This window comes from Streptomyces sp. NPDC093510, assembly GCF_040683555.1.
In the GTDB taxonomy this organism is placed as follows: domain Bacteria; phylum Actinomycetota; class Actinomycetes; order Streptomycetales; family Streptomycetaceae; genus Streptomyces.
The window spans coordinates 84,074-105,212 of the sequence record NZ_JBFBEE010000031.1 but is presented as its reverse complement, the minus strand read 5'-3'; the positions used below and the strand labels follow the sequence as shown (position 1 = coordinate 105,212).

Here is a 21,139-nt window from a genome sequence, read left to right as displayed (position 1 = left end):
GGCCGGAGTTTTGATGCGTCCAATGCATGGAATCGCCATAATCGTTCCCATGCAGCATCAACCCAGGTCACAGCCGCACGTGTCACAGAACAGTGACGTGGAGGACATCGTGACGCTGCTCGCGCCACGCCTCGCGTACTTCGCGGGGGTCGCCCGCACCGAGCACGTCACGCGCGCCGCGCAGCAGATGCGGATTCCCCAGTCGACGCTCTCCCGCGCCCTCGTCCGGCTCGAACGGGACCTCGGCGCCGACCTGTTCGCGCGCCGCGGCCGCACGGTCTCCCTCACCCCGGCGGGCCGCACCTTCCTCGCCTCGGTCGAGCGGGCGCTCGGCGAGGTGGAGCGCGCGGCCGAGTCGGTGCGGGCGGACGCCGACCCGGAGTCCGGCAAGGTCGCCTTCGGCTTCCTGCACACGATGGGTTCGGAGACCGTGCCCGGCCTGATCCGTGCCTTCCGCGCCGACCACCCGCGCGTGCGGTTCAGTCTCGTGCAGAACTACGGAGAGGCGATGCTGGAGCGGCTGCGCGCCGGCGAGCTCGACCTCTGCCTCACCTCACCCGTGCCCGACGCCCCCGACCTGGTCGCCCGCCGCCTCGACGAGCAGCGGCTGCGCCTGGTCGTGCCCGACGACCACCGCCTCGCCGCCCGCAAACGGGTCCGCCTCGCCGAGGCCGCCGAAGAGGCGTTCGTGACCCTGGAGCCCGGGTACGGCCTGCGCCGCATCACCGACGACCTCTGCCGGGAGGCGGGCTTCAAGCCCCGCGTCGCCTTCGAGGGCGAGGAGGCGGAGACGCTGCGCGGTCTGGTCGCGGCGGGCTTGGGGGTCGCCCTGCTGCCGCCGCCCGCCGTGCCCCGCCCCGGCGTCGTCGAGCTGACGGTGACGGGTCAGCGGGCGGTGCGCGAGATCGGCGTGGCCTGGCTGGGCGGCCACCCGGACACGCCACCGGTGGCGGCGTTCAAGAAGTTCCTGCTGAGCAGGAAGGGGAGGCTGCTGCAGCAGGCGAATGTCAGCCTGTCCGGCGACTGAGGACGAACTCGGCGGAGCCGGCGACGACCGAGCCCCGTCGCCGACGGGCGTCACCGCCGCAGCGACTGCCCGAAGCCGGAGGCGAGAGGCATGCGCAGTCCCAGCGGCGGCGGTGCCGCGAGCGCGTCCTCCAGGGGGCGGGCGAAGTCCGCCCCGAACAGCGTGCCCATCACGAAGTCCGAGGCCAGCGCGAGGACTTCGGACTGGTGCTGGTGCAGCCGGTGCCCGTCGGAGTGCACCTCGAACCGGCACACGTCCCGGTTCGCCTTCTTCGCCCGCTCGGCGAGCCGGAACGACAGCTCGGGATCGGTCCGCTCGTCGTTCGTGCCGTGCACGATGAGCACGCGTCGCCCCACGAGGTGCTTCACCGGTTCGGGCGGCGCGGCCACATCGTCCTCGGGCAGCCAAGGGGCCACCGCGAGGACCGAGCTGACCGCCGAATGCCCGCCCGCGCGGAGCGCCGCGCGGCCGCCCATGTCCACTCCGGCGAGACAGACGGGGACATCGCCGTAGAGACGTACGATCTCGTCCGCCGCCCAGGCCGTGTCGCGGGCGAGCTCCGCCTGCGCGCCGTTCCAGCCCCGGCAGCGGTAGTGCACGACGTGTGTGACGAGGCCCGCGTCCCTGCCGTCCTGGGCCAGTCTGCGGCCCAGCGCTCGCACGCCGGCGCCCGCCAGCGGCGACGGCCTGCGGGTGGAGGTCTCGGCGCCGCCGGGCAGCAGAAGCACCGCTCCGCTCACCGCCGAGGGCGCCGTACCGATCGCCCGCCCTAGCCTGGCCGCGCCCGCCGGCCCCGCGGTCCCTTGCTGTGCCATGACAGAACAGTGTCAGAAGCCATGGTGTACGCCACCCGTCCGCAGGGTCACTGTTACGTATCGACCAGTGAGTTCTACGCGCGTAGGCGCTAGAGTGCCGAAATGACGAGCCAGACACACACGACCGGTCACACGGACCGTGAAACGCCCAGCGCCGAACAGATCCGCCGCGCCCCGAAGGTGCTCCTCCACGACCACCTCGACGGCGGCCTGCGCCCCGGCACGATCGTCGACCTCGCCCGCGAGAGCGGGTACGAGGGACTGCCCGAGACCGACCCCGAGAAGCTCGGGATCTGGTTCCGCGAGGCCGCCGACTCCGGCTCCCTGCCGCGCTACCTGGAGACCTTCGCCCACACCTGCGCGGTGATGCAGACGAAGGACGCCCTCAGGCGCGTGGCCGCCGAGTGCGCCGAGGACCTCGCCGAGGACGGCGTGGTCTACGCCGAGATCCGGTACGCGCCCGAGCAGCACCTGGAGCAGGGCCTCACCCTCGAAGAGGTCGTCGAGGCGGTCAACGAAGGCTTCCGCGAGGGCGAGCGCCGCGCGAAGGCCAACGGCCACCGCATCCGCGTGGGCGCGCTGCTCACCGCCATGCGGCACGCCGCCCGCGCCCTGGAGATCGCCGAACTCGCCAACCGCTACCGCGACTTCGGAGTCGTCGGCTTCGACATCGCGGGCGCCGAGGCCGGCTTCCCGCCCACCCGCCACCTCGACGCCTTCGAGTTCCTCAAGCGGGAGAACAACCACTTCACGATCCACGCGGGCGAGGCCTTCGGCCTGCCGTCGATCTGGCAGGCCCTGCAGTGGTGCGGCGCCGACCGGCTCGGCCACGGCGTGCGCATCATCGACGACATCGAGGTCGCCGACGACGGCAGCGTGAAGCTCGGCCGCCTCGCGTCGTACGTGCGGGACAAGCGGATTCCGCTGGAGCTCTGCCCGACGTCCAACCTCCAGACGGCGGCGGCCTCTTCCTACGCGGAGCACCCCATCGGCCTGCTGCGCAAGCTGCACTTCCGTGCGACGGTGAACACCGACAACCGCCTGATGTCGGGCACCAGCATGAGCCGCGAATTCGAGCACCTGGTCGGCACGTTCGGCTACACGCTCGACGACATGCAGTGGTTCACAGTCAATGCGATGAAATCAGCATTCATTCCTTTCGATGAACGACTGGCCATGATCAATGACGTGATCAAGCCCGGCTACGCCGAGCTGAAGTCCGAATGGCTGTTCCGTCAGACCGTCTCGACCAGCACTTCTGCCGAGAGCTGAGGCAATTCGTCCGCGTCCGCGCGACGGGCAGGCGGCCGGGATATTTTCTTCCCGGCCGCTTTCCTTTGCCCTCGGGCCGTGATCGGGGCTGCGTACGGTCGTTGAACCGCGCAACCCCCCTCCTCAATCCGCCGCTCATTCACGTGAGCTGAAGACGCAAGGACGCATTGAAGATGAAGCAGTCTGCCGCCAAGTCCCTCGGTGTCGCCGCTCTGGGTGCCGCCTTCGCCGCCGCGGGCGCCGGTGCCGCGAACGCAGCCCCGGCCGCCGCCGACCCCACGGCCGCACTCGGCCCCGTCTCCTCCGTGGTCCCCGCCGCCGGCGCCACCGAGTCCCTGTCCGCCGGGCAGAACGCCCTCGGCAGCGGCCTGAACGCCACCCAGCCCGCGCTCGACAAGACCGCGGGCAAGCCCAAGCCGGGCGGCCCGACCTCCCCGGTCTCCGGCCTGCTCGGCGGCCTGCCGCTCGGCGGCAGCGGCCTCAACGGCCTGCCGCTCGGCTGACCCGACGCCGCGCGTACGCAGCTGGGGCGCCCCTCTTCGGAGGGGCGCCCCAGCACGTCTTGGGTCACCAGGCCTGGCGGGCCTTGCTCTCCGAAGGCAGCAGAATCCACATCGCTATGTAGAGCAGGAACTGCGGGCCCGGCAGCAGACACGAGACCACGAAGATCACGCGCATCGTCGTCGCGGAGGTGCCGAAGCGCTTGGCCAGGGCTGCGCACACTCCGCCGATCATCCGGCCGTGGGTGGGGCGGGCAAGGGCGGTCATGTCGGGCTCCTTCACGAACCGTAGGTACGGGGCTTTCCGTGTACCCCGATACAACGACAGTACGTTGACGAAGCAGGTCAAAACATCGCTCTACGGTGCGATACCGACCCTGGGAATCGTCGGGGTCGACCCCTGAGACGCGTCCTCCCGAAGGAGGGTCGCCGTGCGGGTCGTCCCGGCCTCACCACGCCGGAGCCTGGCCCGGACCGCAGGCACCACCGCGATGTGCGCGACGGCCACCCCGAGGGTGTTCAGCAGCAGCGAGTCGATGTCGACGACCTGCCCGGGGACGCCGGTCTGCAGCAGCTCGATGCCGAGCGAGAGCAGTGCTCCGGCGGCGACCGTGCGTACCAGGGAACCCCACGGGGAGACCGCGAGACGGCCGCCGGCCAGGGGCAGCAGCACACCGAGCGGGGCGAGCAGCAGCACGCTCTCGCCGATCCGCCGGGCCGCCTGGAGGCCGCCCAGCGCCAGATCCGCCTTGATCCCGGCGAGCGGCCGCAGATTCGCGGCACTCACCCAGGGCACGTCCAGTGGACGCAGCGTGATCCACCCGACGAGCAGAAGATGCGCGACGAGGAGGAATCCTCCCGCCGCGCGGAAGCGGATGGCGGCACCGTGGCCGCCCGAGCCTTGACGCACGCCCCCCAAGACGCCAGAGGCGGCAGGATCGGTTCCGCGTGCCCGGCGGCGGCTGCTCAGCGGCTGCTCAGCGGCTGGTCGGAGGCTGGGCAGCGGCTGGGCAGGGGTTGCTCAGCGGCTAGTCGACGGAGCTCACGGGCGGCGCCACCGTGCCGGGCCGGGACCGCACCTCCGCGGTGCATCCGTAGCTCCGCAGGGGGCTGTCGCCGGGGCCGCCCATGACCACCGTGCGGTCGTCCGACGCCGTGTTGTCGGCCAGCGTGCACACGATCTGGGCCAGCGCGAACGCGGACATGTCCTCCGGCGCGGCACTCAGGCGCAGCGCGTCGTCCGGGTCACCCCGACGCGGCCCCGACACGGTGATGCCGTCGCGCACGTCCGTGGCGAAGCCCGCCTGCTTCTCGGGCTCCGAGGGCGGCGTCGCCAGCTCGTCGAGGAGCGCCTGTGCGATGCGCACCCGGTCGGTGGTCGCCTTGTCCGTACGGAGCTGGAGGTGGCGGTCGACGTTCACCAGCTGGGCCGCGCACACCAGGAACACCTCCACCGGCACGCCGCTGCCCGACTGCGCGGCGATGCTGGAGCCCGGCATGACGCACGGCACCCGCGAGGGCGCGGCGCCGTAGTCCGTCGGCACCTCGGTCGACCTGATCCCGCACCCGGCGAGCACGGCGGTGAGCCCCGCGGCGGCCGCCACGGCACGCATCCGGCGCCCGTTCATGCCTGGCCCCCTTCGACGCTCTCGCCGTCCTCGGCGTCGGCATCGTCGACATCGCCGTCGGTGTCGTCGTCGTGCTGCGGCAGCCACAGGGTGAAGACCGCGCCGCCCTCCGGAGAGTTGGCGGCGGTGATCTCGCCGCCGTGGATGTGCGCGTTCTCCAGGGCGATGGAGAGGCCGAGGCCACTGCCCTCGGACCGCGGCCGGGACGCGCTCGCCTTGTAGAAGCGGTCGAAGACGTGCGGCAGCACGTCCTCCGGGATGCCGGGGCCGTGATCGCGTACTGAGATGACCAGCCTGTCGTCCGCCAGGCGGACCGAGACCTCCACCGGGGAGCCGCCGTGCTTGAGGGCGTTGCCGATGAGGTTCGCCAGGATCACGTCGAGGCGGCGCGGGTCGAGCCGGACGGTGATGCCGCGCTCTGCGTCCAGCTCGACCGCGTCCAGCCAGGCACGCGCGTCGATGCACGCGGTGATCTGGTCGGCGATGTCGACGTCGTCCAGGACGAGGCGTGCGGTACCCGCGTCGAAGCGGGTGACCTCCATGAGGTTCTCCACGAGGTCGTTCAGGCGGCGCGTCTCGCTCACCACGAGCCGTACGGCCGGCTCGATCATCGGGTCCACGGAACCGGTCTCCGCGTCGAGCTCCTCCTCCAGGACCTCCGTCACCGCGGTGATCGCGGTCAGCGGGGTGCGCAGCTCGTGCGACATGTCGGCGACGAAGCGCCGGGACGCCTCCTCGCGTGCGCTCATGTCGGCGACCTTCTTCTCCAGGTTCTCCGCGGCCCTGTTGAACGTACGGGAGAGGTCGGCGAGTTCATCGGTGCCCGACACCCGCAGCCGCGTGTCCAGCTTGCCCTCGCCGAGCCGCCGCGCGGCGACGCCGAGGCGGTGCACGGGCTTCAGCACGGTCGTCGCCGCGGCCTGCGCGAGCAGCGCGGAGCCGATCAGCGCGAGCCCCGTGGCGATGGCCAGGGACCAGCCCAGCGAACTGAGGTCCTTCGCCTCCGGCTCCAGGGACTTGAGCATGTAACCGGTCGGGCCGCCGCCGATCACCGTGGCGCCCCCCACCAGGTACGGGGTGCCGTGGTTGACGGTCCGCTGCCAGTACAGATGGTGCGCGCTCTTGTTGCCGGAGGTGAGGGGCTGCTTCTTGTTCACGGCCTTCTGCAGCGAGTCCGGCACCTTGGCGAGCGTGAACGCGTCCAGGTCGGAATAGCCGACGATCTGGCCGCCGCCCTTCTTCTCGGCGACCAGGAGCACGCTGTAACGCTGGCCGCTGTTCGCCATCTGCTCGGCGGCCGACTGCAGTTCGTCCTGCGACACGTCGGCGGGCAGCGCGCCCGCGCGGTTCTGCATCTGCTGCCGGAAGTCCTTGAGCGCCGCGTCCTGCGCGCGGGTCAGCACGGCCTCGCGATTGAGCCAGTACGCGATGCCGGACGCGGAGACCGCGGCGGTGAGCGCCACGAGACCGAACACGAGGACGAGCCTGAGGCGCAGGCTCGTGAAGCGCAGCCCCGCCAGTATCGCCTTGCGTGCCGCGGCCCAGCCGCGGAGCTTGTCCTGCGGTTTGGTCACTGAGGGGTGTCCAGCCGATAACCGACGCCGCGCACCGTACGGATCAGGGTCGGCGACGACGGCACGTCCTCGACCTTGGCGCGCAGCCGCTGCACACACGCGTCGACGAGCCGTGAGTCACCGAGGTAGTCGTGCTCCCACACCAGCCGCAGCAGCTGCTGCCGCGACAGGGCCTGGCCCGGCCTGCGGCTCAGCTCCAGCAGGAGGCGCAGCTCGGTCGGCGTGAGCTGGAGGTCCTCGCCGTTCTTCGTCACGGTCATCGCGGCCCGGTCGATGACGAGCGAACCGAACGTCGCCGCGTCATTGGCCTCGCGCTCGCCGCGCCGCAGCACCGCGCGGATCCGCGCGTCCAGGACCCGCCCCTGCACGGGCTTGACCACATAGTCGTCGGCACCGGACTCCAGGCCCACGACCACGTCGATGTCGTCGTTGCGCGCGGTCAGCAGGATGATCGGCAGCTGGTCGGTGCGCCGGATGCGACGGCACACCTCGAAACCGTCGATGCCCGGCAGCATCACATCCAGCACGATCAGGTCCGGCCGCTGCTCACCGAGCAGTTTCAGGCCGTCCTCGCCGGTGGCAGCAGTGGCCACCCGATGCCCCTGGCGCGTCAGCGAAAGCTCCAGGGCCGTCCGGATGGCGTCGTCGTCCTCGATCAGCAACAGGGAAGGCACGGACGTCATTCTGTCCCATGTCACGGCCCCAGTACGACTGCTGGAGGCTCTCCGGGCCCGCAATGAGTGGGTAGAACCCCGCACCCACACGTGACCTTCACAGGTGGAAGACCTCCCCGACCCCTGTGACAGGCCTGTGACAGTCGGCGGACACCGTCATGAAGTGGCTGCGGCAGAGTTCTGGTCACACGCAAGAAGCCGGACTCCACCGACGGGGGGCGCGAGATGAATACGCTGCACAGCACCAGCTCAAGCGCAGTTGTCACGCGTCTTCACGACGTCGGACGGGGATCTGAGAAGTCCGGTGTTGCAGGGGGCACCTCCCTCCTCGAGCGAAGCCGAGAGCTCGGGGGAGGGCGGGGGTGCGCTCGCGGCGCCGGGCGTCAGCACACCACGTACATGACGGTGGTTGACACGTCCCAGGAGGGACACGGGGCTCACGGGGGAGCCGCGTACGGGGAGGGCCCGGGGGAGCGGAAGTCCCTGTCGGAGGCGGAGTTCACCGCCTACGTCCAGGAACGCCGCGCCTCCCTGTACGCAACCGCCTACCACCTGACCGGTGACCGTTTCGAGGCCGAGGACCTGCTCCAGAGCGCCCTCTTCTCGACGTACCGGGCGTGGGACAGGATCAGCGACAAGGCCGCGGTCGGGGGCTACCTCCGCCGCACCATGACCAATCTGCACATCAGCGCGTGGCGCCGCCGCAAGCTGAACGAGTACCCGACCGAGGAACTGCCGGAGACGGTGGGCGACACGGACGCGATGCGCGGCACGGAGCTGCGCGCGGTTCTCTGGCAGGCGCTGGCCCGCCTTCCCGAACTGCAGCGGACGATGCTCGTGCTCCGCTACTACGAGGGTCGTACGGACCCCGAGATCGCGGACATCCTCGACATCAGCGTGGGCACGGTGAAGTCCAGCATCTGGCGGTCGCTCCGCCGGCTGCGCGAGGACGAGGTCCTCAGCTTCGGCCGTGACCAGGAGGAGTCCTTCGGCGAGTTGGTCGCCTGAGGATCGGGGCCCGCGGCGTCAGCCGCGTAAGGGCCCCACGGGGGAAGCACGGGGGCCGCCGCTCCGGGGGGACGCGGCGGGAGCACGGGGGAAAGCACGGGGGAATCAAGTAGAGGACCGGAAGGCCGGGGGGTCTTTCCGGTCCTTCTGCTTGCCCGGCCTTCTCCCCGCCCGACCGGGCCACCCTCCGACCGCCCGGCCCCCCTCTCCGACCGCCCGGCCCCCTCTCCGCCTAAGACGCCTCGGCCCGTGCCGTCTTCGCGCACCGGCCCGCCGCGGCGGCGGCGACCCGGCCCAGTGCCTCGTCCTTCCCGCAGGGGTGGGCGCCCAGCGCGGACTGCCGGGTCACGATGGCGCGCTCGTCCCGCATCAGCCGCCACCCCCGCCGCAGCAGGAACGGCACGGACTTGCGCCCCTCCCGCAGATCCCGCAGCAACCGCCGCCGGAACGTCGTCGAAGGCCGCCCCCGCAGACAGATCGCATCGGCGAGCACACCCAGTTCCCGGCACCGCGCCACGATGTCCGCAGCGAAGATGCCCTCCGCGATGAAGAGCGGCGTGCGCCCGATGTCCAGCGCCTCCCGGCCGACGCGCGAACTGGTCGCGATGTCGTACACCGGCACCTGCGTGCGCCCGGTCCTGCACAGCTCCTCGATGGCGGCGACCGCCACGTCCGCGTCCCAGGAGCCCGGGGAGTCCCAGTCGATGTCCGCGCTGCCGGGGACCTGCGGCAACGTGGGGTCGTCGCCCTCCTTGTAGAAGTCGTCCAGGCACAGGACGGGCAGCCCGGAGCGGGCGGCGAACGACGACTTCCCCGAGCCCGAGGGGCCCGTCAGCAGTACGACGCGGGTCGGTATCCGGGGATGGGAACCCAATTCAGTGAACCTTTGCACCTGGGGTGGACCGCATCTCCCGACACGGTTCGTCAGCGTGGTCGGGAGTCATTATCAACCTGGAGTGCACCGGGCGAGTCGGCCTTTGGTGCCCGAGCCGCGCGTCAACTACGCTACGTGCTCGCTCGGTCACCCACTACGCACGGATATGGGCGGTACCCATGGCACGACACGCAGTTAACAAGTCCACCGGGGCCCGCTCGCGCGCGCTGCTGCGCGCCGGACTCACCGTCACGGCCGCGGGGGCCGCCCTCGGTGTCGGCGGGGCGGGGGCCGCGGCTGCCGCCGAGCCGGGCCCTGCGGCGCCGCAGGCCGGGCACGCCTCGCCGCTCGACGCTGTCACGGGGACGCCGGCCCAGGCCCTCGCGACGGCGCTCGGGCACTCGGCGAAGGGCGGCTTCACCCCGGTCAGGGACCTCCAGCTGGACCCGCTGGCCAACACCAGCGTCGACCCGCTCAGCAACACCCTCGGCACCCAGGTCGCCGACTTCAAGCCGGTCAGTACGGCCTTCGCCACGGGCCCGCTGGCCAGCGGCGCGTCCCTGGGCGAGCTCCCCGTCGTCGGCGGGCTCCTGCCCCGCTAGTCCGCCGCGGGCCCCGCCGCTTCGACGGGCTTCGAGCGCAGCGGTGTCTCGCGGATCAGCCAGGCGGCCGCGAACGTGAGGGCGCACAGCGCGGCCGTGCCCAGCATGACGCCGTGCAGCCCGCTGGTGACCCCGGCCCGGAAGGCGTCCCGCGCCGGCTCGGGGAGGCCGTTCAGTACGGCGGGGGTCAGCTCGTGGCCGCCCGCGAGGCGCTCGCCGTCCGGGCCGAGCCGGTCCGTGAGGGTGTCGGTCACGCGGCCCGTGTAGACGGAGCCGAGCACCGCGACGCCGAGCGAGCCGCCGATGGTGCGCAGGAGCGTGTTGGTGCCGCTGGCCGCCCCCATGTCGCGGAGCTCCGCGCTGTTCATGGTGATGAGGAGCGAGGGCTGCAGCAGGCAGCCGAGGCCCACGCCGAGGACGAACGTCAGCGCGGACGCCACGGCCGTGGCCGTCTCCACGCCGACCGCCAGGAGGGACAGCGCGCCCACCGTGGCGACCGCGCCGCCCACGATCGGATACGCCCGGTACCCGCCGCCGTCGCCGACCGCCCGGCCGATGTACAGCTGCGCGCCCATCATGCCCAGCATCAGCGGCAGCAGCAGGAGGCCGCTCTCCGTCGACGACATGCCGCGGACGAACTGCATGTACTGCGGCAGATAGCTGGCCGCGCCCAGCATCGCCGCGCCCGCGAGGAAGGTGAGGACCTGGGCGAGCGTGAAGTTGCGGTCGCGGAACAGGCGGGGCGGGACGATCGGTTCGGGGGTGCGCCGCTCCACGCGTACGAAGGCGGCGAGCGCGGCCACCGCGAGCAGCGCGAGGCCGGCGATCTGCGGGGAGATCCAGTCGTACGTCGATCCGCCCCACGTCCCGAGCAGCGTCAGCGCCAGGATGCCCGCCGTGAGGAGGGCGGTGCCCGCGTAGTCGATCCGGGCCGCGCGGCGCTCGCCGCGCAGGGTGACGAGGACGCCGACGAGCAGGAGGGCGGCGGCGCCGACGGGCACGTTGACGTAGAAGACCCAGCGCCAGTCCAGCTGGTCGGTGAGGAAGCCGCCGAGCAGCGGGCCGCCGATCATCGCGACCGGCAGCATCACGCCGATCATCGACTGCGACCGTCCGGCCTGCGCGGGCGGGAGCAGCGTCCCGATGAGGGAGAGCGCCCCCACGAAGAGGCCGCCCGCGCCGAGCCCCTGGAGGGCGCGGAAAGCGATCAACTGCTCCATGTTCTGGGCGAGTCCGCAGAGCACCGACCCGACGAGGAAGACCACGATCGAGGTCAGGTAGCTGCCCTTGCGTCCGTACAGGTCGCCGACCTTGCCCCAGATCGGGGTGGAGACGGCGGTGGTGAGCAGATAGGCCGTCACCACCCAGGAGAAGTGGCCGAGGCCGCCGAGGTCGCCGACGATCGTGGGGAGCGCGGTGCCGACGATCGTGCCGTCGAGCGTCGCCAGGATGATGCCGAGCAGCAGGCCGAGGATGGCGAGGCGCGAGGGCGGGTCGGGGGCTGCCGTCTGTTCCGCGCCGGGGTGCGCCGCGGCCGGCCCTGCGGTGGTGCCGGTGGTGTCGGTGGCCGTCTCCGTGCGCTGATTCATGCGAGCCCCAAAGTCTTGTCGTGGTGTCAGGCGGCGTACGGGCGGACGGACTTGGCGTCGCGCAGCGCCTGCGCCCACCAGGCGAGCTGGTCGAGCATGACCTTGACGGCGGAGTCGCTCGCGGGGTCCGACGACTGCCCCCCTTCGCCGAACTGACCCCAGGCGTTGTGCAGGCTGACGGTGTTGCGGATGGTCGTGGCGTGCAGCTCGGCCATCACGACGCGGAGGTGTTCGACGGCGCGCAGGCCGCCGGAGAGGCCGCCGTAGGAGACAAAGCCGATCGGCTTGGCGTGGAACTGCTCGTTGTGCCAGTCGATGGCGTTCTTCAGGGACGCCGGGTAGCTGTGGTTGTACTCGGGCGTGATGAAGACGAAGGCGTCGGCCGCCGCCAGGCGCGGGGTGACCAGCGCGAGGGCCTCGGTGGTGCCCGGTGCGGGCGGCTGGCCGAAGGCGGGCAGGACCGTGGGCAGTGGGGTCTCGGCCAGGTCGACGACGTCGACGTCCATGTCGTCGCGCTGGTCGAGGTGGCCCTTGATCCACTGGGTGACGACGGGCGCGAAACGGCCCTCGCGGGTGCTGCCGACGACGACCGCGACACGCAGTGCGGCCGGACGCGAAGTGGTTGCGGTCATGGGGGTCCCCCTGTGATGTGTACGGCGTATCGTTCGCGTACAACGTACACACTGATGTGTACGGCGTCTACGAGGGATACGGTGTACGCATGGCCATACAGAAGAAGAGCGAGCCCGAGGTCTCGCTCTGGGAGCGCCTGGAGCGCCCGGCAGCCACACAGCGCGCCTCGCTGACCCCGCAGAAGATCGCGGCGGTCGCCGTGAAGGTCGCCGACGCCGAGGGCTTCGCCGCCGTCACCATGCGCCGCCTCGCCACCGAACTGGGCGTCGCGCCCATGGCCGCGTACCGCCACGTCTCCGGCAAGGACGACCTGTGGGCGCTGATGGTCGACCGGGTCACGGCCGAGATCGTCGTGCCCGAGGAGGTGACCGGCTGGCGCGAGGTGCTGCGCGCGTACGCCGTCGCGGGCCGCCGGCTGATGCTGGACCACCCCTGGCTGGCCCAGCTCCCCACCCCGCACTTCGCCCTGACGCCGAGCCGGATGGCGCTGGCGGAACGGCAGCTCGCCGAGCTGGAACGGCACGGGCTCGACGCCGACACGACCATGGCGGCCTTCCGCACCGTCGGCGCCTACGTGCACGGCGTCAGCCAGTCGGAGGTGGCCCTGCGCCAGTACATGGAGGAGAACAGCTGGACCGACGGCGACGATACGCGCCGGGGGCTCGCGCCGCAGATGACGTACCTGATGGAGACCGGCCGCTACCCGGCCTACCGCCGCTATGCACTCGGGGCCGCCCGCAAGGACGACGCCGCCTGGCAGTTCGAGACGGGGCTCGACTGTGTCCTGGACGGCATCGCGGTCCGGCTCGGGCTCGAACCGCGGGCATGACGGAGCCCCGGCCTCCTGGACGGAGGGGGCCGGGGCTCCGGTGTCGCGGAAGTGGCTAGTAGGCCGAGCCGGACGCGCCCAGCGAACCCGTCGGGTGCCAGACCGTCTTGGTCTCCAGGAACGCCGTCAGGCGGTGCGTGCCCGGGTCGGCGGTCCAGTCCGTGTCCACAGGCTGTGGACGCAGGACGCGCTTGAGGTTGTCGGCGGCCGCGACCTCCAGATCGCGCGCCAGGTCCGCGTCCGCGCCGGTCAGGTCGATCGCGTTGACGTCCTGGTGGGCGGCGAGCGGGGCCGCGAGCTCGGCGGTCTTCCCGGTGAGGACGTTGACCACGCCGCCCGGGACGTCGGAGGTCGCGAGGACCTCGCCCAGCGAGAGGGCGGGGAGCGGGGACTTCTCGGAGGCGATGACGACCGCCGTGTTGCCCGTCGCGATCACCGGCGCGATCACCGAGACCAGACCCAGGAACGACGACTTCTGGGGCGCGAGGACCGCGACCACGCCCGTCGGCTCCGGAGTCGACAGGTTGAAGAACGGGCCCGCGACCGGGTTCGCCCCGCCCACGACCTGGGCGATCTTGTCGGTCCAGCCCGCGTACCAGACCCAGCGGTCGATCGCCGCGTCGACCTGGGCCGCGGCCTTGGACTTGGAGGTGCCCTCCGCCTCCGCGACCTCGCGCACGAACTGGTCGCGTCGGCCCTCCAGCATCTCGGCGACGCGGTAGAGAACCTGCCCGCGGTTGTACGCGGTCGCGCCGGCCCAGCCGCCCTGCGCCTTGCGGGCCGCCACGACGGCGTCACGCGCGTCCTTGCGGGAGGCCAGCGGAGCGTTGGCCAGCCACGTGCCCTTACCGTCCTGCACTTCGTACACCCGGCCGCTCTCGGAGCGGGGGAACTTGCCCCCGACGTACAGCTTGTAGGTCTTCAGAACCGTGAGTCGGTCAGACATCGAGGTACGCCTCCAGCCCGTGCCGGCCGCCCTCGCGGCCGAAGCCCGACTCCTTGTAGCCGCCGAACGGCGAGGTGGGGTCGAACTTGTTGAAAGTGTTGGCCCAGACGACGCCCGCCCGGAGCTTGTTCGCGACCGCGAGGATGCGGGAGCCCTTCTCCGTCCAGATGCCGGCGGAGAGCCCGTACTGCGTGTTGTTGGCCTTGGCGACCGCCTCGTCCGGCGTGCGGAAGCTGAGGACGGAGAGCACCGGGCCGAAGATCTCGTCGCGGGCGATGGTGTGCGCCTGCGTGACGTTCGTGAAGAGCGTCGGCGCGAACCAGTAGCCGGACGTGGGGAGCTCGCATGCCGGCGACCAGCGCTCGGCGCCCTCCGCCTCGCCCGTGTCGGCGAGCGCGGTGATGCGGGCCAGCTGCTCGGCGGAGTTGATGGCGCCGATGTCGGTGTTCTTGTCGAGCGGGTCGCCGAGACGCAGCGTCGACAGACGGCGCTTCAGCGAGTCCAGCAGCTCCTCCTGGATCGACTCCTGTACGAGGAGACGCGACCCGGCGCAGCAGACCTGCCCCTGGTTGAAGAAGATGCCGGTGACGATGCCCTCGACGGCCTGGTCGATCGGGGCGTCGTCGAAGACGATGTTCGCGCCCTTGCCGCCCAGTTCGAGCGTGACCTTCTTGTCCGTGCCCGCCACCTGGCGGGCGATGGCCTTGCCGACGGCGGTGGAGCCGGTGAAGGCCACCTTGTTCACGTCCGGGTGGGCGGTCAGGGCCGCGCCCGCGTCGCCGTACCCGGGGAGGATGTTGACGACGCCCTTCGGCAGGCCCGCCTGACGGCAGATGTCCGCGAAGAACAGGGCGCTCAGGGGGGTCGTCTCGGCGGGCTTCAGGACGACCGTGTTGCCCGTCGCGAGCGCCGGGGCGATCTTCCAGGCCAGCATCAGGAGCGGGAAGTTCCAGGGGATGACCTGGCCCGCGACGCCGAGCGGCCGCGGGTTCGCGCCGTACCCCGCGTGGTCGAGCTTGTCGGCCCAGCCCGCGTAGTAGAAGAAGTGCGCGGCGACCAGGGGGAGGTCCGCGTCGCGGGTCTCCTTGATCGGCTTTCCGTTGTCCAGCGTCTCCAGGACGGCCAGCTCGCGGCTGCGCTCCTGGATGATGCGGGCGATGCGGAACAGGTACTTGGCACGCTCGGCGCCGGGCAGCGCCGACCACTTCTCGAAGGCCTTGCGGGCGGCCTTCACCGCGCGGTCCACGTCCGCCTCGCCGGCCCGTGCGACCTCGGAGAGGACCTCTTCGGTGGATGGCGAGACCGACTTGAAGACCTGGCCGTCGGCGGCCTCGGTGAACTCGCCGTCGATGAACAGGCCGTAGCTCGGCGCGATGTCGACGACGGAGCGGGACTCGGGCGCGGGTGCGTACTCGAAAGGAGTGGAGGTCATGGGTCAGTCCACCGTCACGTAGTCGGGGCCGGAGTAGCGGCCGGTGGCCAGCTTCTGGCGCTGCATCAGCAGGTCGTTGAGGAGCGACGAGGCGCCGAAGCGGAACCAGTGGTTGTCCAGCCAGTCGGGGCCCGCCGTCTCGTTCACCAGGACGAGGAACTTCACCGCGTCCTTGGTCGAGCGGATGCCGCCCGCCGGCTTCACCCCGATCTGCACGCCGGTCTGCGCGCGGAAGTCGCGGACGGCCTCCAGCATCAGCAGGGTGTTGGAGGGGGTGGCGTTGACCCCGACCTTGCCGGTCGACGTCTTGATGAAGTCGGCGCCCGCGATCATGCCGATCCAGCTGGCGCGCTTGATGTTGTCGTACGTCGACAGCTCACCGGTCTCGAAGATGACCTTCAGGCGGGCGGTGCCGCAGGTCTCCTTCACGGCGCGGATCTGCTCGAACACCGTCATGTAGTCGCCCGAGAGGAACGCGCCCCGGTCGATGACCATGTCGATCTCGTCGGCACCCGCGGCGACTGCCTCGCGCACGTCACCGAGCTTCACGTCGATGGCGGCGCGGCCCGCGGGGAAGGCGGTCGCGACGGACGCGACCTTCACGCCGCTGCCCGCGACGGCCTCCTTGGCGGTGGCGACCATGTCCGGATACACGCAGACGGCCGCGGTGCGCGGCGTGCCACGGTCCGTGGGGTCGGGGTTGACGGCCTTCGCGCCGAGCGCCCGGACCTTGCCCGGGGTGTCGGCGCCCTCGAGCGTCGTCAGGTCGATCATCGAGATGGCCAGGTCGATGGCGTACGCCTTCGCCGTGGTCTTGATCGATCGGGTACCGAGCGAGGCGGCACGCGCCTCCAGGCCGACCGCGTCGACGCCGGGCAGTCCGTGGAGGAAGCGGCGGAGCGTGCTGTCGGACGCTGTCACGTCAGCGAATGCAGTGGGCATGGTCACGAGGGGAGCATATCTACGCGCGTAGCTGCTGTACAGGGGTGGGGGCCGGGGCCCCGGCCGGAGCTTCAGGCAGAATCAGGGTATGAGCGACCCTCAGAAGCACCAGGGTATGAGCGACCCGCAGAACCCCGTGGCGGAGCCCGCGTACAAGGACCGCACCTTCCGGTCCCCCGCCGGCATCGCCGGCGGCGTCCTGCTGCTCGCCCTCGGCGCCTGGCTCGGCGTCGACGCGGTGATCCGCGGCGAGGGCCGCACCCCCTGGCTCGCGCTCGCCGGGCTGCTCTTCGCCGTGCCGCTGGTCGTCGCGTTCACCGTGCGGCCCGCCGTGTACGCCAACGACGACCGGCTCCGCGTCCGCAACCCCTTCAGGACCATCACACTGCCGTGGGCGGCCATCGCGACGCTCCGCTCCGGCTACTCGAACGAGGTTCTGACCAACGCCGGCGCCAAGTACCAGCTCTGGGCGATCCCCGTCTCGCTGCGCGGCCGCAAGAAGGCGGCGCGCAGGCAGTCGCAGGCCGCCGCGTCCGGCGACCCGACGGGCGGCCGCCCCTTCCTCGACCCGAGCGTCCCGCCCACCCGCGCCTCGGGCGACCAGTCCATGGACGAGCTCCGCGAACTCGCGGAACAGCGGGCCGACGCCCCGTCCGCGCAGGGCGAGCCCGAGATGCGCTGGGCGTACGAGATCGTCGTGCCGTGCGCCGTGGGCGCGGTGCTGCTCGCGGTGCTGTTCGCGGTCGCCTGAGGCCGCTTGGGCGGGCGTGGCACTACGGAGGGGCGTGGTCGCGGAGGCGGTGTCTACGGAGGGCGTGGTCACGGGGGCGGTGTCTGCGGAGGGGCGTGGTCGCGGAGGCGGTGTCTGCGGAGAGCCGTGGTCACGGGGGTGGTGTCTACGGAGGGCCGTGCCATCCCAGGAGCATGTGGCCGCCGAACACGGCCGACGTGAGCGCCGCCACGGTCAGCAGCGTCACGAGCACGTGCGTCCTCGCCCGCGCCAGGGCCACGGCGACCGGCAGCAGCAGCGGGAAGCCGGGCAGCAGGAAGCGGGCCCGCGGGAAGTAGACGCCGCTGCTGCCGAGCACGATCAGGAGCAGCAGCCCGCTGAAGACCAGCAGCGGCAGCGGCTGGCGGTCGCCCGCCGACAGGACGAAGAGCACGACCGAGCCCAGCAGGACCGCCGTCACCATCGCCACGAACAGCGCGGGACGCTCGGCCAGGAACAGGTCCCGCATCCGCCGCAGCGTCCCGACGCCGCCGTCCCACTCGTTGCGCCACAGCTTCTGCACGGCGAAGTAGCCGTCCCAGCGGCCCAGGCGCAGGCCCACCCAGGCGACGTACGAGAGCCAGCCGAGGGGCGCGACGACGGCGCCCAGGAGCGGCCGTACGGCGGATCGCGCGGCGGATCGCGCGGCGGGTCGCAGGGACGGTCGTGCGGAGGAGGACCGGCGCAGGGTGAGCAGCGCGGTGACGGACACCGCCGCGGCGAGCGCCACCCCCGTCGGGCGGGTGAGCCCCGCGAGCGCCGCCAAGGAGCCGGCCCACAGCCAGCGGCCGGTGAGCACCGCGTACAGCGACCAGGCGGTGAGGGCCGTGAAGAGCGACTCCGTGTAGCCCATCCACTGCACGAGAGCGACCGGCAGGCTGCCCCAGAGGACCGCCAGGACGACCCCCGCCCTGCGGCCGTACACCCGGTCGCCCACCGCGAAGATCCCCCACGCCGCGAGCAGCGACGCGGCCAGCGAGACCGACAGGCCCGCCGCGCCGCGCGGCAGCCAGGGGAGCAGGGCGTCACCCGCCCTGACGAGCAGCGGGTACAGCGGGAAGAAGGCGAGGTTGTTCCCGTCGATACGGGTGCCCAGCTCGTGTGCGTACCCGTACTGGGCGATCCGCAGGTACCAGTCGCAGTCCCAGGACTCCATGAGCAGATGCCGCACCCCACGGCCGTCGCGGTGCGCCCACAGGGTGAGGACCGTGAGGCCCAGGAGGCGTACGGCGGCGTAGGCGAGGAGTGCGGGGGAGGCGTGGCGCAGGGCGCGGGCCGCGCGTCCGGCGAACCGGGGGGACGGCGGCGGGGCGGTGCCCGGGCCCCGGGACGCGGGGACGCGGGACGGGGTGGCGGTCGAGGGCTCGGAGAATCCGTACGGCACTGCGGCGGCTCCCGGAACGTGAAAGTGCGCTACCGGTCCTCCCTTCCTGGGGGACCGGCAGCGCACCGGGTCACTGCGGCAGTTGCGCCGGGGGAACCACTCGGACGGGTGGTTCCGCCCGCGCTGTGACCGCCCGGCCTCGCGGGGCTCGCCTCAGATGCCCGCCGCCGCGGCGAGGTCGCGCTTGATCGTGGCGAGCGTGTCCGTCGCCCGGGCGCGCGCCGCGGGGAGGTCCGCCCTGGACGACACCGGGACCACCACCTCCAGGTAGCACTTGAGCTTCGGCTCCGTGCCGCTCGGGCGCACGATCACCCGGGCGCCGTCGAGCGTGTAGCGCAGGCCGTCCGTGGGCGGCAGCTTGTCCGTGCCCTGGGTCAGGTCCTCCGCCTTCGTCACGGGCAGGCCCGCCAGCTCCGTCGGCGGCTGCTCGCGCAGGCGGCGCATCGCGTCCGCGATCAGGGACAGGTCCTCCACGCGGACCGACAGCTGGTCGGTGGCGTGCAGGCCGTGCTCCAGGGCGAGGTCGTCGAGGAGGTCGGGGAACGTGCGGCCCCGCTCCTTGAGCTCGGAGGCGAGCTCGGTGAGCAGGAGCGCCGCCGTGATGCCGTCCTTGTCGCGTACGCCCTCGGGGTCGACGCAGTAACCGAGCGCCTCCTCGTAGCCGTAGCGGAGGCCGTCCACGCGCGCGATCCACTTGAAGCCGGTCAGGGTCTCCTCGTACGCGAGGCCCGCCTTCTCGGCGATCCGGCCGAGGAGGGAGGAGGAGACGATCGACTCGGCGAACGTGCCGCGCGCTCCGCGGTCGACCAGGTGGGCGGCGAGGAGGGCGCCCACCTCGTCGCCGCGGAGCATCCGCCAGCCTGTGCTGTCGGCTCCGGCTCCGGCTCCGGCTTCGGCTTCGGCTTCGGTTCCGGTTCCGGCTCCGGTTCCGTCCTTGATCGCTGCCGCGCAGCGGTCCGCGTCCGGGTCGTTGGCGATGATCAGGTCGGGGGCGGGGGTGGTGCGGGCCGCCGTCGCGAAGGCCAGGTCCATCGCGCCCGGCTCCTCCGGGTTCGGGAACGCGACCGTCGGGAAGTCCGGGTCCGGTTCCGCCTGCTCGGCGACGAGCGTGGGGGCGGGGAAGCCGGCGCGGGCGAAGGCGGCGAGGAGGGTGTCCTTGCCGACGCCGTGCATGGCCGTGTAGACGACGCGGGCGGTGCGGGGGGAGCCCTGGGACAGGACGGCGTCCGTGCGGGCCAGGTAGGCCTCCAGGACGTCGTCGGTGAGGGTCTCCCAGCCGGCGTCGGGGCGCGGCACGTCGTGGAGGCTCGCGATCGCGTCGATCTGCGCCGCGATGTCCGCGTCGGCGGGCGGCACGATCTGGGAGCCGTCGCCCAGGTAGACCTTGTAGCCGTTGTCGCGCGGGGGGTTGTGGCTGGCCGTGACCTCTACGCCCGCGATCGCGCCCAGGTGCCTTATGGCGAAGGCGAGGACGGGGGTGGGGAGGGGGCGGGGGAGGACGGCTGCCCTGAGGCCCGCGCCCGTCATCACGGCGGCGGTGTCGCGGGCGAAGTCGGCGGACTTGTGGCGGGCGTCGTAGCCGATGACGACGAGGCCGTCGGTCTGGCCCTCGGCCTTCAGGTACGCGGCGAGGCCGGCGGCGGCGCGGATCACCACGGAGCGGTTCATCCGCATGGGGCCTGCGCCGAGTTCGCCGCGGAGGCCGGCGGTGCCGAACTGGAGGGTGCCGGCGAAGCGTGCGGTCAGCTCGGTGACGTCCTGGGTGTCGATGAGCTTGGCGAGCTCCTCGCGGGTCTCGGGGTCCGGGTCCTCGGCGAGCCAGGCCTGGGCCCGCACGATGAGGTCAGAGGTGTCCTGCACGATTCTTCAGCCTCTCGGGTCTCTGTCGTGTACGCGTTGTCTGGCGGGGGCGCCTTGGGTGGGGGCGCCGTGGGTTCGGTTGTGTGGGGGCAGTGCGGTGCGTGGGCGTGGGCGTGTGCGTGTGTTCGTGCTTGTCGGGGGCTCTCGCCTGCTGTGCGTCTGTGGGGCGGGGCCGTGGGGGTATGTACGTACTCGCTATCCCTGCGTCACGCCTCAAGTCCAAAGGCGCCAATGTTTCCTCGGTGCTCCGTGCGCACATACCCCCACGTCCCCTCCGGCGCGCTTGCGGCTGCGGCCCGGTGGGGGTGGGTGCATGCGCCCACCCCGGCCTCCACGGCCCCTCGGGCGCGCGTGCGTCTGCGGTCTTGTGGGGGCCGCCCGTGTCTCCCCCTGGCCCGCTTGGCGGCTGCGGCGTGATGGGGTGTCGCTGCTCGGCTCCCGGCTGGTGTCTCTGGTCCCACCGGAGGGCCCGTATTAAACGCCCCACCCGCCTGCCCCCGCCTCCGCAGGGCGTCGCGGGACGATACCCAATCACCCGCCCCCTGCCTTCGCAGGGTGTCGCGGGCCGATACCCAATCACCTGCCCCTTGCCTCCGCAGGGTGTCGCGGGGTGATATCCGTCCACTTGCCCCTGCCTCCGCACGGTGTCGCGGGGTGATACCCGCCCCCCGCCCTGCTCCCGCAGGGCCGCGCGGGGCGATACCTGCCCACCCGCCCTTGCTCCCGCAGGATGGCGCGGGACGATATCCGCCCCCCGCCCCTGGTCCCGCAGAGCGGCGCG

21 protein-coding genes are annotated in these 21,139 nt (G+C 72.0%); 7 read left to right on the top strand and 14 right to left on the bottom strand.

Annotated elements, in window-relative coordinates:
* Positions 1 to 49 precede the first annotated feature (49 nt).
* A complete protein-coding gene (locus AB0N81_RS35835; protein WP_365365967.1) occupies positions 50 to 1,027 on the top strand; it encodes a LysR family transcriptional regulator in 978 nt (325 codons plus the stop codon).
* Positions 1,028 to 1,077: 50 nt separating this feature from the next.
* On the opposite strand, the gene AB0N81_RS35830 is transcribed toward AB0N81_RS35835, so the two are convergent.
* Positions 1,078 to 1,842, bottom strand: a complete 765-nt coding sequence (locus AB0N81_RS35830) for an alpha/beta hydrolase (RefSeq protein WP_365365965.1) — start codon at positions 1,840 to 1,842, stop codon at positions 1,078 to 1,080.
* Positions 1,843 to 1,944: 102 nt separating this feature from the next.
* Here AB0N81_RS35830 and AB0N81_RS35825 point away from each other — a divergent pair, with 102 nt between their 5' ends.
* On the top strand, positions 1,945 to 3,114 hold the full coding sequence (locus AB0N81_RS35825; protein WP_365365964.1) for an adenosine deaminase: 1,170 nt from the start codon (positions 1,945 to 1,947) through the stop codon (positions 3,112 to 3,114).
* 173 nt (positions 3,115 to 3,287) lie between these two features.
* Complete coding sequence (locus AB0N81_RS35820) at positions 3,288 to 3,617, top strand: ATP-binding protein (protein ID WP_365365962.1); 330 nt, start codon at positions 3,288 to 3,290, stop codon at positions 3,615 to 3,617.
* Between the two features lie 64 nt (positions 3,618 to 3,681).
* Here the strand turns inward: AB0N81_RS35820 and AB0N81_RS35815 are convergent, their stop codons facing one another.
* From AB0N81_RS35815 to afsQ1, 5 genes are all read right to left on the bottom strand, one after another.
* Positions 3,682 to 3,882, bottom strand: a complete 201-nt coding sequence (locus AB0N81_RS35815) for a PspC domain-containing protein (RefSeq protein WP_268773123.1) — start codon at positions 3,880 to 3,882, stop codon at positions 3,682 to 3,684.
* Between the two features lie 90 nt (positions 3,883 to 3,972).
* Entirely contained in the window at positions 3,973 to 4,524 is a 552-nt protein-coding gene (locus AB0N81_RS35810) for a VanZ family protein (RefSeq protein WP_365365959.1), read from the bottom strand.
* 118 nt (positions 4,525 to 4,642) lie between these two features.
* Positions 4,643 to 5,242, bottom strand: a complete 600-nt coding sequence (locus AB0N81_RS35805) for a hypothetical protein (RefSeq protein ID WP_365365957.1) — start codon at positions 5,240 to 5,242, stop codon at positions 4,643 to 4,645.
* Positions 5,239 to 6,816, bottom strand: coding sequence for a HAMP domain-containing sensor histidine kinase (locus AB0N81_RS35800; protein WP_365365955.1), 1,578 nt, complete (start codon positions 6,814 to 6,816; stop codon positions 5,239 to 5,241). The genes AB0N81_RS35805 and AB0N81_RS35800 overlap by 4 nt, the downstream gene beginning before the upstream one ends.
* On the bottom strand, positions 6,813 to 7,490 hold the full coding sequence (gene afsQ1 / locus AB0N81_RS35795) for a two-component system response regulator AfsQ1 (RefSeq protein WP_033264947.1): 678 nt from the start codon (positions 7,488 to 7,490) through the stop codon (positions 6,813 to 6,815). The genes AB0N81_RS35800 and afsQ1 overlap by 4 nt, the downstream gene beginning before the upstream one ends.
* 225 nt (positions 7,491 to 7,715) lie before the next feature.
* On the opposite strand from afsQ1, the gene AB0N81_RS35790 reads away from it, so the two are divergent.
* Positions 7,716 to 8,498: a SigE family RNA polymerase sigma factor gene (locus AB0N81_RS35790; RefSeq protein WP_365365953.1), complete on the top strand. Its 783-nt coding sequence runs from the start codon at positions 7,716 to 7,718 to the stop codon at positions 8,496 to 8,498.
* A 232-nt stretch (positions 8,499 to 8,730) separates the two neighbouring features.
* Here the strand turns inward: AB0N81_RS35790 and AB0N81_RS35785 are convergent, their stop codons facing one another.
* Positions 8,731 to 9,372 (bottom strand): ATP-binding protein, encoded by a 642-nt coding sequence (locus AB0N81_RS35785; protein ID WP_365365951.1) that lies wholly within the window; start codon positions 9,370 to 9,372, stop codon positions 8,731 to 8,733.
* A 179-nt stretch (positions 9,373 to 9,551) separates the two neighbouring features.
* On the opposite strand from AB0N81_RS35785, the gene AB0N81_RS35780 reads away from it, so the two are divergent.
* Positions 9,552 to 9,974: a hypothetical protein gene (locus AB0N81_RS35780; RefSeq protein ID WP_365365949.1), complete on the top strand. Its 423-nt coding sequence runs from the start codon at positions 9,552 to 9,554 to the stop codon at positions 9,972 to 9,974.
* Here the strand turns inward: AB0N81_RS35780 and AB0N81_RS35775 are convergent.
* On the bottom strand, positions 9,971 to 11,563 hold the full coding sequence (locus AB0N81_RS35775; protein WP_365365947.1) for an MDR family MFS transporter: 1,593 nt from the start codon (positions 11,561 to 11,563) through the stop codon (positions 9,971 to 9,973). The two genes, AB0N81_RS35780 and AB0N81_RS35775, sit on opposite strands and share 4 nt — an antisense overlap.
* A gap of 26 nt (positions 11,564 to 11,589) precedes the next feature.
* Positions 11,590 to 12,195 carry an NAD(P)H-dependent oxidoreductase gene (locus AB0N81_RS35770; protein ID WP_365365945.1) on the bottom strand — a complete coding sequence of 202 codons (606 nt, stop codon included), beginning with the start codon at positions 12,193 to 12,195 and terminating at the stop codon, positions 11,590 to 11,592.
* Between the two features lie 89 nt (positions 12,196 to 12,284).
* On the opposite strand from AB0N81_RS35770, the gene AB0N81_RS35765 reads away from it, so the two are divergent.
* On the top strand, positions 12,285 to 13,025 hold the full coding sequence (locus AB0N81_RS35765; protein WP_365365943.1) for a TetR/AcrR family transcriptional regulator: 741 nt from the start codon (positions 12,285 to 12,287) through the stop codon (positions 13,023 to 13,025).
* Positions 13,026 to 13,080: 55 nt separating this feature from the next.
* On the opposite strand, the gene AB0N81_RS35760 is transcribed toward AB0N81_RS35765, so the two are convergent.
* From AB0N81_RS35760 to deoC, 3 genes are read right to left on the bottom strand one after another with little or no spacing between them, the layout of a single operon-like run.
* Complete coding sequence (locus AB0N81_RS35760) at positions 13,081 to 13,971, bottom strand: aldehyde dehydrogenase family protein (protein WP_365365941.1); 891 nt, start codon at positions 13,969 to 13,971, stop codon at positions 13,081 to 13,083.
* Entirely contained in the window at positions 13,964 to 15,403 is a 1,440-nt protein-coding gene (locus tag AB0N81_RS35755) for an aldehyde dehydrogenase family protein (protein ID WP_365365939.1), read from the bottom strand. Before AB0N81_RS35755 ends, AB0N81_RS35760 begins: the two co-directional genes overlap by 8 nt.
* Positions 15,404 to 15,406: 3 nt before the next feature.
* Complete coding sequence (gene deoC / locus AB0N81_RS35750) at positions 15,407 to 16,345, bottom strand: deoxyribose-phosphate aldolase (protein ID WP_365365937.1); 939 nt, start codon at positions 16,343 to 16,345, stop codon at positions 15,407 to 15,409.
* Positions 16,346 to 16,460: 115 nt separating this feature from the next.
* On the opposite strand from deoC, the gene AB0N81_RS35745 reads away from it, so the two are divergent.
* Positions 16,461 to 17,096, top strand: a complete 636-nt coding sequence (locus tag AB0N81_RS35745; protein WP_365365989.1) for a PH domain-containing protein — start codon at positions 16,461 to 16,463, stop codon at positions 17,094 to 17,096.
* 145 nt (positions 17,097 to 17,241) lie between these two features.
* On the opposite strand, the gene AB0N81_RS35740 is transcribed toward AB0N81_RS35745, so the two are convergent.
* Both AB0N81_RS35740 and AB0N81_RS35735 read right to left on the bottom strand, forming a co-directional pair.
* Positions 17,242 to 18,498, bottom strand: coding sequence for a hypothetical protein (locus AB0N81_RS35740; RefSeq protein ID WP_365365935.1), 1,257 nt, complete (start codon positions 18,496 to 18,498; stop codon positions 17,242 to 17,244).
* Between the two features lie 153 nt (positions 18,499 to 18,651).
* A complete protein-coding gene (locus AB0N81_RS35735) occupies positions 18,652 to 20,358 on the bottom strand; it encodes a phospho-sugar mutase (protein ID WP_365365933.1) in 1,707 nt (568 codons plus the stop codon).
* Between the last annotated feature and the right edge of the window lie 781 nt (positions 20,359 to 21,139).

Coding starts and splice junctions, on each gene's coding strand:
- AB0N81_RS35835 (WP_365365967.1), top strand. CDS start 50: ATGCAGCATCAACCCAGGTCACAGCCGCACGTGTCACAGAACAGTGAC.
- AB0N81_RS35830 (WP_365365965.1), bottom strand. CDS start 1,842: ATGGCACAGCAAGGGACCGCGGGGCCGGCGGGCGCGGCCAGGCTAGGG.
- AB0N81_RS35825 (WP_365365964.1), top strand. CDS start 1,945: ATGACGAGCCAGACACACACGACCGGTCACACGGACCGTGAAACGCCC.
- AB0N81_RS35820 (WP_365365962.1), top strand. CDS start 3,288: ATGAAGCAGTCTGCCGCCAAGTCCCTCGGTGTCGCCGCTCTGGGTGCC.
- AB0N81_RS35815 (WP_268773123.1), bottom strand. CDS start 3,882: ATGACCGCCCTTGCCCGCCCCACCCACGGCCGGATGATCGGCGGAGTG.
- AB0N81_RS35805 (WP_365365957.1), bottom strand. CDS start 5,242: ATGAACGGGCGCCGGATGCGTGCCGTGGCGGCCGCCGCGGGGCTCACC.
- AB0N81_RS35790 (WP_365365953.1), top strand. CDS start 7,716: ATGAATACGCTGCACAGCACCAGCTCAAGCGCAGTTGTCACGCGTCTT.
- AB0N81_RS35780 (WP_365365949.1), top strand. CDS start 9,552: ATGGCACGACACGCAGTTAACAAGTCCACCGGGGCCCGCTCGCGCGCG.
- AB0N81_RS35775 (WP_365365947.1), bottom strand. CDS start 11,563: ATGAATCAGCGCACGGAGACGGCCACCGACACCACCGGCACCACCGCA.
- AB0N81_RS35770 (WP_365365945.1), bottom strand. CDS start 12,195: ATGACCGCAACCACTTCGCGTCCGGCCGCACTGCGTGTCGCGGTCGTC.
- AB0N81_RS35765 (WP_365365943.1), top strand. CDS start 12,285: ATGGCCATACAGAAGAAGAGCGAGCCCGAGGTCTCGCTCTGGGAGCGC.
- AB0N81_RS35760 (WP_365365941.1), bottom strand. CDS start 13,971: ATGTCTGACCGACTCACGGTTCTGAAGACCTACAAGCTGTACGTCGGG.
- AB0N81_RS35755 (WP_365365939.1), bottom strand. CDS start 15,403: ATGACCTCCACTCCTTTCGAGTACGCACCCGCGCCCGAGTCCCGCTCC.
- deoC (WP_365365937.1), bottom strand. CDS start 16,345: ATGCCCACTGCATTCGCTGACGTGACAGCGTCCGACAGCACGCTCCGC.
- AB0N81_RS35745 (WP_365365989.1), top strand. CDS start 16,461: ATGAGCGACCCGCAGAACCCCGTGGCGGAGCCCGCGTACAAGGACCGC.